We start from the raw sequence: 12,759 nt of genomic DNA on the forward strand, positions 1-12,759 counted from the left end.
TATTTCTTATGCGGGAATTGGATACATCTGATCAATTGTCTGGGCAACAGCCACGACATTCTCAGCGTACATAATTGATGAATGGTCACCAGGAAGATCCACCTGTTTAAAGGTGTCTTTAACCAATTGATCCCAACCTAGGCTTTCCCCAAAATCTTCTGGTTCATCTTTGGCCTTCACAAAAAGAATCGGAAACTCTTCAGGCTCTGGGAAATAAGTCTGGAGTGCGATGCCATTCGCCAAATAGGTATCAAAGTAAAGTCGGAAATCTGAGGGGTCTGCATCTAGAGGCAGGACATTGATGGCCTTGGCTTCTTTAAGCACATGATCAAACATGTGATCTGGACTCAATTCACGCAAGTATTGCGCTGGGATCGTCAACTTCTTGCCATAAGGCGCAGCCAAATCACGGGCAAACCAAGACAAAAGCATCGCATCATCAGCATCTTCAGGTACATTCTCTGGAATTGGAGCACGGGTATCGATCATGACAATACCTGTGACCTGCTGTCCCATTTGACGCAGCTGATGACTGATCTCGTATGCGATCGCACCACCAAAGCACCATCCACCGAGGAAATAAGGTCCCTCAGGCTGCATCTTTTGCATTTCAGCAATATAGAGCGTTGCCATATCTTCGATTGCCACTTCTGCAGCATCTGCCTCAATCAGTCCAGGAGACTGAATAGCACGCAAGGTACGTTTCGGATTGAGATGGCGCGAAAGTTCCATATAACAGAAGGTGCTACCACCAATTGGATGGAACAACCACAGTGGTTGCTCGTAAGTTCCACGGCGTAGTTCAATTACAATGGAAGGCTTAATTTCTTTATTTTCACGAATGATCTCACCCAAACTCTCCACAGTGGAATATTGGGCCAGCAAAGCAACTGATAGTTCGGTACCAAATGCTTTTTTGAGGTGATTAACAAGCTTCACAGCAAGTAACGAATGTCCACCCAAGTCAAAGAAGTCATCATGTATACCAACCCGTTTAACCGATAAAATCTGCTCAAAAGTAGTACACAGTTCAATTTCAATCGGATCACGTGGTGCAACATAATCGTTACTTTGTTCAAACACAGGCTCAGGAAACGCTTTACGATCCAACTTATTGTTGGCCGTCATTGGAAATTCATCCAACGTCATAAACGTATTTGGTACCATGTAAGCTGGTAGATGGATTTGCATCGTCTTTTTCAAACTAGCAATGTCAATCTCATGTCCAGTTAAATAAGCCACCAGTTTTTGATCGTTACTGGCTGTACTCTTAACCAGTACAACTGCATCGGTGATACCGTCGATCTGTTTGATAACATTCTCGATTTCGCCTAGTTCAATACGGAATCCACGAATCTTGACTTGGAAATCTAGACGTCCATGATGAGTCAAACTTCCATCCGTACGCAGACAAACTTTATCTCCGGTACGATAGAGTCGACCAGCATTTGGTAGAGATGGCAAAGTTCTAAATTGAGCATCTGTCAGTTCAGGTCGATGCCAGTAATCAACTGCTAGACCATCACCTCCAATCCAAAGCTCACCCATGACGCCCGGTGGGACTAAACGTTGCTGTTCATCAAGAACATAAAGCTGGGTGTTCGCTAGTGGTTCGCCTAAATCAATACACTTTGCATCGGTGATACGAGCTGCACTAGACCACACTGTAGTTTCGGTTGGTCCATACACATTCCAAAGACAGCCGACTTTACCCAGCAGTTTTTCTGCAAGAATAGTATCTAGTGCTTCGCCTCCACAGAGTGCAGTCAACCCTGTATTGCCGCTCCACTCGCTATCTAAGAGCATTTTCCAAGAAGCCGGTGTTGCCTGCAAAACATTGATAGATTTAGTATTTAGATAATCCACCAATTGATTGCCGTCTTGTGATACCTCACGTGGGCAAACATGTACTACACCGCCGTACATCAGCGGAATGAGCAACTCAAGAATCGAGATATCAAATGCATAAGTGGTGATTGCTAACAACTGAGTCTCAGTCGTTACTTGCAACCTATCATTCATAGATAGCAAGAAATTGATGATTGAAGGATGCCCAATACGCACACCTTTAGGCTTACCTGTCGAGCCTGAGGTGTACATCACATAAGCGGTTTCACCAAAGGCCAGCGTCTCGCGCACTTGCTCCAGTGGCACAACGCCAGCTTGATTGATATCTAAACGCGGCACAGAAACGTTAAGAGCATCCATCAACTCGGTTTGAGTTAAGATGACTTTAGGTTCAGCATCTTCGATGATGTTGTGCAAACGTTCACTTGGGAAATTAGGATCTAGCGGTACATAAGCTGCTCCTGCTGCCCAGATCCCGAGGATTGCTGCTGGCAATAAAGCTGTGCGATCTAACATCAGACCTACACGATCACCACGAATAACGCCATGCGCACGCAAATATTCAGCAATACCAGCGATATGTTGACCTAACTCACGATAGCTAACTGCATGATCCTTCGAGGTCAAAGCATGATTTTCACCACGCTCATCAATCTGCTTTAGAATCATTGCCAGTAGATCATGTTGAGGATAATCAGTCGCCTGTCCACGTAGGGCCTCAAACTGGATGCCATCCACATAATCAGGTGCAATATCTAACTCAACGATCTTACGTTCAGGATGAGCCACCATCTCTGATAGTACAGCTTGCAGCAGTTGCACCATATTCTCGGCAGACTGTGCAGAAAATAGCTCGGAGTTATATTTCAATACACCAACCAGTTCGCCTTGGTATTCACCGCCCATTTCCAGCGTAAGATCTAATTGACCTTCTTGCTGGCGAACTGGAAAACTTCCTAAGGTCAGGTCTTGGCCGACCAAAGTCGCTGGGGTCTGGATTGGCAGGAGTAGTTCTTTAAACTCATCCATGCCACCTAGACGTTCCCAGAACATCCCCACCTGAGCTAATGGGTTAATACTGCCATCACGCTTTGGTGAAACAGCTTCAACCACTCTGGAAAAGGCAACTTTTTGATGCTTGAGGCTCTGTCTTAATTGTTCCTGAACCTGCTGTGTAAATTGACGTAAAGTCTGGTCAGCATCAATGTCCATGTGAATAGCAATCGTATTGACAAACTGCCCCAGCGCATTGCGCAACGAGCGCTCAAGTCGACCAGCTACAGGTGTAGCAATAACGAGTTCATTTTCATTTGATAGCTTGTGTAGCAGGATATAGAAGCCAGAGAGTACGAGTCCAAACAGCGTGATCTCATAATCTTTCGCTAAGTTCACAAGACCAGACGACACTGACTCAGGCACACGGAACACCAGTGAGCTACCTTTGTGTTGCTGCACAGCAGGTCGAGGATAATCAAGCGGAATGCTATGCACATGTGGTGCATGTTGTAACGCATTTTTCCAGAAAAGTAGACTCTCATCAGCATCGTCAATCACAGTACTCTGCTGCTTATCAGCATACTGTGCGAACTCGATTCCATTCACTGTATCCGACTCTGTAACTAGTCCAAAACGTTTGCCGACATCGCGCAGCAAGAGACCAATCGACCAGAAATCCATGAGGGCATGATGAATCACGACTGCAATCACATAGTGATTTTCACCACGTTCATAACAATGAATACGCCACAGCGGTGGCTGAGTTAGGTCAAACGGCTGTTTAGTATCCTGCTCGACCAATTGTGTCAAATCAGATGCATCAACATGGCGAGCATCAGAGAAGACGATATTAGGATAGATTCGATCCCAGATAAGTTGCTCAATACCCTGATCATTGGCAGGCATACTTACACGTAGCAGCGGATAATCATGCATTACCGCTTCTAGAATCTCCATCGGCTTATTGCCTAATGGTTGGTTGACCTTCACATCAAAGGCCACCACCATATTGTAGGCACTGCAGGTCGACTCAAGGCGCTGGATATACCAGATGCCAAGCTGTTCTGCAGAAATCGCATGACGTGACAGAACTTCTGGTTCTAGTCGTACAAGGTTATTCACGAAGCAACTCCCTGTTGCAACTCAGAAACAAGATATTCAGCCAACGCATTAATTGTCGGGTAATCCCATAGTAGTGTCGGTTCAAGCTCTAGTTTTGTCAGATCTTCTAAATCCCCAGACACAGACAAAGCAACGATCGAATCAAGACCGTAACTGGTAAATTTTTGATCTGGATTAATCGTCTCAGGCTCTACGCGCATTTCTTTGGCTACTAGCGTACGAATAATTGCGCTCCAGTAAGCTTTATCTTTATTCATGGGGTAATCTCCTCTTTAACCGGCTTGGCATCACGTGGTGCCAGTGCAAAATCGATGACAGATAACATATGGTTGGTTGAAATTCGGTCTAGCAGATCTGCCAATGTGCTTTCACGTAGTGATGTCATTGGAGGGGATGCCTGCCCTTCAGCAGCATTTAGGAAAATGATCAGCCACGCACCATCCTGTAAAGCAGGTCTTAAGCCATGACGGTTAAATATCCAAAAACCCAGCACAGCAATGCGAGAAAATAACTCAGCATAGTCACGGGCCAAGCTGAAACGTAATGTTTCAAACTCTTTGGCCGCTTCTGAATTTGAGAAATAATCCTGAATTTTTTGATCTAGCGTGTGCTGCTCGATAAGAAGTTGATCAGCACGTTCACGTAGCGGGGACAGAATCTCAGCAGTCAGTCCCTCTGTAACGTCCGCATCGTTAAGCATCCCGATGATCGTTCCCAGTGACTCCATCACCAAGTCACCATCGCGGTTGAAAATCTCAAGCTCACGAAAATCAATAGCATCCGTCTTCACCTGTAAGTCATATAACTGGTGATAGCGTGCTTTAGCTTCGGCTTGGTCGAGATGGTTTACTTTTTTGCTACGGCCTTTATTGGCAGATTTGAGCTGAAAACTCAGGCTGTCTAGACAGACGGTGCTACTGCCGTCAAACACACTAACAATCAGATGATCTCTGAACGCTTTCTGGTACATTCCATCAGCATATGCATTTCTTAAGAAAAAACGTGACCCAAGCACTGAGGAAGTGATCTTAGCGAGTGACTCTACATACTCAGGCACCAGTACCTTAATGATCGGTGACCATGTGCTGAACTGATTGATACAAACATGTAACCCACGCGCACCAACGAGTGACAACACCTCAGCCGCCAATAGATAGGCATAGGCTGTAGCCAGTTGCTCACGCACCAGCGGAATGCTTATTACTTTTTTGTTATATAACTCACGCTCAATAGCAAACTCAGTCGCGATGCGCAGCATCGTATCGCCCGCGCCTAAAGAGAAGCTGCTGCAATATGCACGCGTCACCTGTAGCGTCTTGAGTCCAAGCTCTAAGCCCTGACCTTCTTCACCGATCAGAGCATCTTTGTGAATTTCAGCATTATTAAAGCCGATACCACTGATATCTAACCCACGCATACCCACTGTTGGCAGGCGGTTCAGGCTATAAGTTCCCTTAGAAACCATATGACGCTTATCAAGCCAGAATGCACTCAGGCTACGTGGTCCACGATCATCCGACGTTTTAGCAATCAGACTTAAAGAGTCACCTAGAGTAGCGCGATTGATTGACCATTTTTCGCCATTCAAGACGTACTTGCTTTCAGTAGCTTGTGCAGTTACTTCACTAGATAAAAGGTCAGCTCCGTGCGCTTTCTCACTATAAGCCAGCGCTGGTGCAGCACCACTCAAAATTCGACTAGCAATGTTTTGGCATTGGTTCGCATTACCGCCGATCCATACGATCACAGACCAAGCATTCGTGCTATAGGTCGAGTTGATGGTTAGATCACGTCGTGCCAGCACACGATGCAGATATAGCAACTCTTCACCAATTTCCATGCGACCTCCAAGCTCTGAAGGTACATAAAAACGGTTCATGCCCACGGCATTCAGAAAATCAACAGCACGCTGAGGGTATTGTTCCTTCTCATCGCGCTCAATGGCAGCGGACCAAGAAAAATCGTTGTTAGTATCATGTACGGAGCCTAAAATTTGCTCCAGACGAGCAGCAGATTGAAACTGCCGCAAATTAGATGTAAGTGACATGAGTTTTTGCTCAAATGATTAAAGGGTAAGGATTAAAACAAAGCACTTTTCAATCGATTAAAAATGAGCGCGCGCACTTCTCGTTCCTTGATCATTGAGTTGAGTAGATTGGAGCTATAACGAATCAGTTGCCCCCGCTGCTCACGATCACGGATGATTTCTAAGCCATTTTTGACATAGTTTCGAGCCATCACTGTTCTACGGTTTGGATGGGTTAAACAGATCAGTTGACCGCGCTCGATCTGCTCTTTAATTTTTCTTCTTCTAATTTTTCCGCTAGTGGTCTTGTTGATCCGACCTTGATGCAGCAAATAAACACCTTCTACAGGCAAACCGATATCAGCCGCGACTTGTTCTTTAACCTGAGTTCTGATGGTTTCAAAATTAAGTGTCTTGTCTATCGACTTCTTTTTGATCTCAAGCACAACCGTGACACCATCAGAATTACCGAAATTCACTGCTGCCACACAGCCTTTACGGACAGCAGGATGTGCTGTTTCAACAGAACACTCGATATCTTGTGGGTAATAGTTTTTGCCACGGATGATGATCACATCCTTAAGGCGACCAGTCACATACAGGTCTCCGTTTTTAACAAAGCCCATATCACCAGTTCTCAAGTAGTGCACTTGACTAGGCTTATCTGCCTTATCGAGGATGGTTGCAGCAAAGGTTTCCTGATTGACCTCAGGCTTCTGCCAGTAACCCGCAGTGACACTCTCACCTGCTAGCCAGATTTCACCGACTTCATCAGCCCCTACCTCTTTGCGGGTATGTGGATTGACAATACGGCAATCAATGTGTGCGGAAATCTTGCCACAGCTTACTATTTGTACGGCTGTCTGATCTTGACTGGTCTGTACCAAATTGGCATTCAACTTTTCACGATCAATTGAAATAGCATTAAGCGGACCAGTCACACCACTGACTAGGAGCGTAACTTCTGCCAAGCCATAGCACGGCAAGAAAGTATCCATTCTCAATTTCGACTGAGTATTGAACTTCTCCATGAAGCTTTGCATAACATGAGCTTTGATTGGCTCAGCACCGTTAAACATCACACGCACACGGCTCAGATCAAGCGCTGCTGCGTCCTCATCCGAAATGCGATGCAGACACAACTCATAGGCAAAGTTTGGTCCGCCACTAATCGTGACACCTTTTTCGCTAATAAATTGCAGCCACTTAAGTGGTTTACGAATAAAATCCAGCGGTGACATTACATAGCAGGTCAGACCTACATACACAGTCTGCAAAACTGATCCGATCAATCCCATGTCATGATAAACAGGTAGCCATGTAAGACCGATATCATCGGCTTGTGTACCAAAAGCTTCAGCAATCATGACTTCATTTGCCATGATGTTTTTATGAGTGACAATTACCCCTTTAGGCCAACCAGTTGACCCTGAAGTGTATTGAAGGAAGCAGATATCGTCTTCAGCAATATGTGGAAAATCCTTTTCCACTAAGTCACGCTGCAATTGGGCATCAACAGCATGCAATATTAAACTTTCGTTTTGGGCTTTTAATGTGATAAGACCCGATAGCTCAAGAATCTTTTTGGTTGTGAGTACTATCTTTGGCTCACAGTCATTCATAATATTCAAAATATTAGAAAAACCATTGCGGTTAAAAGGCAAGCTGACAGGTACTGCGATAATTTTAGCTTTTAAACAGGCAAAGAACGATACGATAAAGTCCAATCCAGGCTCAAACAGCAACACGGCGCGATCACCGCTATCTACAAGATTCATTAAGATTTGGGCCTGACGTTGAACTTGCTCGTTCAGCTCTGCATACGTCAGAGATTGAATTCCACCGGATTGGCGCCCTAAATACTCGAAAGCAATCCTAGCTCCATTTGAATTTGCGTGGGATTCCAAAGTTGCAAGGATATTATCCGTACCCATTACAGCCATAACTTACTCCGATTAATTATAATTCACCCTTTAAACTCGCTAATTCAGAAATGACACTTCTAGCTGGGGCTTTTAATAAAAAATGAATATACTTTTTGTTTAAAATATAAATTCACATTATATTTTATGTGCGAGTGTTTTTTATTACACCTGTAAGGTTTTACAGGTTGGCCTGTTTTTATTAAGAATTAAGAAATTGGATATCTTTCATAAATTAATTTTTATTCAGTTCAATATTGTGAAGGCTGGCAATTAAATTAAACCTCTAACTCAATTTTTGCCCTTATTTCGTTAATATTTAATAGTGTTTCTCAAGGTTTTTAGCATGCTAACTATATGGCCTGTTCGTATTCTTATTTTGTGAATCTCTTGATTAGATATCTTGTATTTACAATCTAATGTGCTGTTTATTTGCTTTTCTTAAGGGCAATAAATGATTCAGATAAGGTCTTCTCACAGCCTTTATTTATAAGGATAAAGCTCCTAAAGAAATCTGCTTTAATGTGTACCTGAATAGCATGAAGCTATGTACAGCGCCTTGACTGATATACAACTCTATAAATTAATAAATTTTATCTTCTAAGAACCGATAAAATGCCAATACCAAATTTTAAAACAATAATATTAATAAAATATTTTTAACTATAAATTTCATTTATTCTTTATTTTATCATTAAGTGAAAATATTATTAAATCACTCTATCAAATCAATTTTAAAAACTTTTATAAACAAGATTATCCATACAAATTCTAATTTAATTAAAATTTTATTAAATTAAAAAATTCTCAATTAACTCCATTTCAAACAAAAATCTAATAACAATTTATTTTATTAAAATTAATTATTATATTTCTATATATCTAACTTTATAAAATCCCTAACATTACAGCTCTAATCGCTGCTGAAATTTTATTATTCACATTAAGTTTCTGCATTGAATTTCCAAGATGAAAATTTACTGTTCTTTCAGTTACACCGAGAATCTGAGCAATCTCTGCTGACGTTTTTCCTTCCGCAGTCCAACGTAGAACCTCTTTTTCCCGATTCGTTAAATAAAGATTAAACTGAGCAAATTCTGTTTCATTCACAATTTTAGCAATACTGGAATGTACTGTCTGAGATAGCCAAAACATATTGGTATATTGAGCTTTCTGCTCTTTTTCTGATAATTGGTCAGTGGATCTTGCGAGTGTTAGCATTCCCCTTGTACCAATAAAATCACGGCTTGACTGTGCCCAACCGACATTTAAACCATAAGAACGCGCCTCCTCCCAAAAATCTTTTTGAGATTGTGTGTTCGCAGATTGGCTCGACCAGACAAGAGGTTGAAGTGATAGCATACAATGCTGTACGGTTGGATCTACCCTCACATATTGCTGTTTAACATAACGCTTCTGCCATGCTTCGGGATAATTATTCAACATAATTGTTTTTGGTTCAGCAATAGATAATGGCGACTGCATACCATAAGCACAATAATCAAATCCAAGCTTTGAAGCTGTAGATTTGACTACCTCAAATAGCTGATATTGATTTTTTACCATCAGGGATGCTGATAGTAGATCTTCTTGCCAATTTTCCATTTACTCTCATTAAACCTCATGCATAAATCATTTTTATTTAGTTGCATATAGTGAATTCATAATCTAATTAACAACATTTTTGAGCCTGAGAGGGTGGTAAATTTTCCGGATAAACTGGTTTCAGAAAGCTTTTTAAGGTTGTTATATTGCACATGCGAATTATGCTTGAAAGCCTCAAATTTACAGGATGCATTTTATTCCAAAAATGAGTATTTTTTATTTTTAAAAGGAGCCTATTATTTCTTCTTATTTGTATATTTCTATTAATTTAACTAAAGAATAACGTCTAGCAGTGATACTAGAAGTATAAATTTTTATTTATTATTTGATGAAACGCATAATCATGATAATGATTTCTAAAATATTATTTTAATAATAGGATAGATATTATCTACAATACATATGAAAAACTTAAACTATTGATGGCCTTTAAACAAGCAACTCTCATATTGAAGCTATAGATGGGTCAATTTCTGCGTAAGTAAAACTTCCTGCCTGAAATACTTTCTAAAGAACAGCTTAACGTTGTGTATCACCAGATTAGGGCTAACCTGTAAAACTTAACAGTATTTTGTTGGCAATAATTTATGTTATTTATCTATAGAACTGTAATTCAAGTCACTTGAATAGGTAGCATGGTCACAATCCCCCCTGATTTTTCAATCTCAACAGATGGTTTTATTCGGATGAATGAAATCCAGCTTATGAATTACCCCCTCCAACACCTCATATCTATTGTTGAAACTACACAAATTGAAGACTCTCAAATTCTATATTGTGGGTTTACTGAATGGGCAACATCACGGAGCCCAGCTTTAAGTACTGGATGGGACTGGGAATTTATTGAGAACAATGGAATTGCTAGCTTAAAACGAATTGGGCTACCTCGAAGCAATATCATGATTGTTGATTTATCTGGTACAGATATTGGATTTGATGTTACTGAGACATTAATCGAAAAAAAAATAGATTCTTTGTTTTGGGAACAGTTCATTTATGCTCAAATCAATACAACGCAAACAAAGACTAAATTAAGTCCAAATTTCTCTTAGAAACCTGTAAATTCTTACAGTTACCACCTTTTCAGCTGTCGAGTAAAGTCGCCTGAAAAATAAGTGGAAGCACTTGTAATGAATGTTATTGCTGGATTCCAAAACAATTTTTCAGAAGTCCTATATACCAAATTTAAAAGTTATCGCTACAAGGTATTTGTTGAACATTTGGGTTGGGAGTTGAACTGTCCAAATAATGAAGAACTAGATCAATTTGATAAAATCGATACAGCTTATGTCGTCGCTCAAGATAGAGAATCCAATATTATTGGCTGTGCCAGACTACTACCCACGACTCAACCCTATTTACTGGGTGAAATATTTCCTCAATTAATGAATGGAATGCCTATTCCTTGCTCACCAGAAATTTGGGAATTATCAAGATTTTCAGCCGTAGATTTCTCGAATCCGCCGACCTCCGCTAATCAAGCAGTGTCATCCCCAGTCTCTATTGCAATTCTGCAAGAAGCGATCAACTTTGCAAGAAAACAAGGTGCAAAACAACTCATTACGACCTCACCTCTTGGGGTAGAGCGGTTATTACGTGCCGCGGGTTTTCGCGCCCATCGTGCAGGACCGCCAATGGTTATCGATGGATATGCCATGTTTGCATGCTTGATTGAAGTGTAGTTTGTTAAATCAAAGTCTAAGATATGGGTGACATAGCAAAGATGAAGGTCTTAAGCCCGAATCTCGTTTCATTCGCTAAATTTCAAAAGCCCTAGTCAAAAGATTAGGGCTTTTGAAATTTGAAAGACTCAAACTTAATATTAAGACTGCTCAGTAATTTTGTTTTTCAAATTTAATTCTGATTTTTTATGGTAAGCCTCATCAGTTTTAGTTTGCCAATCACGTGGCATAAATGAAGTCGATATAATCGCAACGATAGCCATAGAACCAATATAAATCATAATTAAGTATGGATTACCCTGCCCGATACTTAAAAGTTTGGTTGCAATTAATGGTGCTAAACCACCACCAAGTACCCCGGCTAACTGTACCGAAATTGAAATTCCGCTATAACGAATTTCTGCTGGAAATTGACGGGCAAAAAGCTGAGCTTGCGGCGCATACATAATTGGGAATACAACACCAATTGCTAAAACAATGGCTGTCCAGACTAATACTGGGTCTTTTGTGTTGAGCATGGTGAAAAATGGATAGCAGTAAAGTGCCAATATGCATAAACCAAACATGAACATATTGCGTTGACCCACTTTATCTGACAAATGCCCACATAACGGTGTCATAAATAGAATGACTATTGCACCGCAAATGGTAGCAAACAAAATGTCTTGGCGTGCGATCCCAAGTTGTGCAGTGGTATAAGCCAATGTAAAAGTTGAAGCAATATAAAACCATGCGTTCTCGGCAGCGCGGGCCAAAATAATGGTGATGAGTTGCTTTGGATGGTTTTTAAAAACTTGTAAAGCAGGAACTTTAACTTCTTCGGACTGCTGTTTTACTTTTTCAAAATCGGGTGATTCAGGCACTTTCACTCGAATGTACCAACCTACTGCCAGCAAAATAATGCTGGCAAGAAATGGTAAACGCCAACCCCAGCTAAACAGTGCTTGTTCAGGTAATAATGACACCAGTCCTAATGCAATTGAGGCTAGCATTAAACCGCCACCTGTACTGGCTTGAGGCAAACTTCCCCAGAACCCTTTACCGCCTTCGGGTGCATGTTCAACGGCCATGAGCACAGCACCGCCCCATTCACCGCCCATTGCCATCCCTTGAATGAATCGTAAGACAACCAAACAAATTGCAGCCCAGTAACCAATTGATTCGTAAGTTGGTAATAAGCCAATGAGTACCGTTGGGATTCCCATGAGCATTAGAGTCAACAGCAACATCGATTTACGGCCAATCTTGTCACCAAAATGACCAAAGACTAGTCCCCCTAGTGGTCGCCCAATAAACCCAACGGCATAGGTGGCAAATGCAGCAAGCACACCCGTAAGAGCATCTAGATTTGGGAAAAATAATTTATTAAAAATCAGCGCCGCCGCCGCACCGTAAATAAAAAAGTCATACCACTCAATGGTGGTGCCGACCATGCTTGAGATGCCTGCTAATCGATGTGACGACTTTTTAGTATTTGAACCGTTTCCATGTACTGTTTGCATCGTAATATCCTTTTTAGATTTTTTTGTTTTATCTTTTTTATGCTTATGACCAGCCC

The 12,759-nt window shown here is 41.4% G+C and carries 8 protein-coding genes; 2 read left to right on the top strand and 6 right to left on the bottom strand.

Features of this window, described 5'->3' with window-relative positions; translation table 11 throughout:
• Positions 1 to 6 precede the first annotated feature (6 nt).
• From F968_RS18130 to abaR, 5 genes are all read right to left on the bottom strand, one after another.
• A complete protein-coding gene (locus tag F968_RS18130) occupies positions 7 to 3,966 on the bottom strand; it encodes a non-ribosomal peptide synthetase (RefSeq protein ID WP_004795343.1) in 3,960 nt (1,319 codons plus the stop codon).
• On the bottom strand, positions 3,963 to 4,223 hold the full coding sequence (locus tag F968_RS18135; protein ID WP_004795344.1) for an acyl carrier protein: 261 nt from the start codon (positions 4,221 to 4,223) through the stop codon (positions 3,963 to 3,965). Before F968_RS18135 ends, F968_RS18130 begins: the two co-directional genes overlap by 4 nt.
• Entirely contained in the window at positions 4,220 to 5,995 is a 1,776-nt protein-coding gene (locus F968_RS18140; protein ID WP_081399718.1) for an acyl-CoA dehydrogenase family protein, read from the bottom strand. Before F968_RS18140 ends, F968_RS18135 begins: the two co-directional genes overlap by 4 nt.
• 50 nt (positions 5,996 to 6,045) lie before the next feature.
• Positions 6,046 to 7,935, bottom strand: coding sequence for a fatty acyl-AMP ligase (locus F968_RS18145; RefSeq protein WP_004795346.1), 1,890 nt, complete (start codon positions 7,933 to 7,935; stop codon positions 6,046 to 6,048).
• Positions 7,936 to 8,802: 867 nt separating this feature from the next.
• On the bottom strand, positions 8,803 to 9,519 hold the full coding sequence (gene abaR / locus F968_RS18150) for a LuxR family transcriptional regulator AbaR (protein WP_004795347.1): 717 nt from the start codon (positions 9,517 to 9,519) through the stop codon (positions 8,803 to 8,805).
• A 635-nt stretch (positions 9,520 to 10,154) separates the two neighbouring features.
• Here abaR and F968_RS18155 point away from each other — a divergent pair.
• The gene (locus tag F968_RS18155; RefSeq protein WP_004795349.1) at positions 10,155 to 10,571 is read left to right on the top strand and encodes a DUF4902 domain-containing protein; all 417 of its coding nucleotides are present in this window, start codon (positions 10,155 to 10,157) and stop codon (positions 10,569 to 10,571) included.
• Between the two features lie 63 nt (positions 10,572 to 10,634).
• Entirely contained in the window at positions 10,635 to 11,201 is a 567-nt protein-coding gene (abaI, locus tag F968_RS18160; protein WP_080632436.1) for an acyl-homoserine-lactone synthase AbaI, read from the top strand.
• A 140-nt stretch (positions 11,202 to 11,341) separates the two neighbouring features.
• On the opposite strand, the gene F968_RS18165 is transcribed toward abaI, so the two are convergent.
• Positions 11,342 to 12,703 (bottom strand): MFS transporter, encoded by a 1,362-nt coding sequence (locus F968_RS18165; RefSeq protein ID WP_034596696.1) that lies wholly within the window; start codon positions 12,701 to 12,703, stop codon positions 11,342 to 11,344.
• Positions 12,704 to 12,759: the final 56 nt, after the last annotated feature.

This window comes from Acinetobacter sp. NIPH 817 (assembly GCF_000368405.1).
In the GTDB taxonomy this organism is placed as follows: Bacteria; Pseudomonadota; Gammaproteobacteria; order Pseudomonadales; family Moraxellaceae; genus Acinetobacter.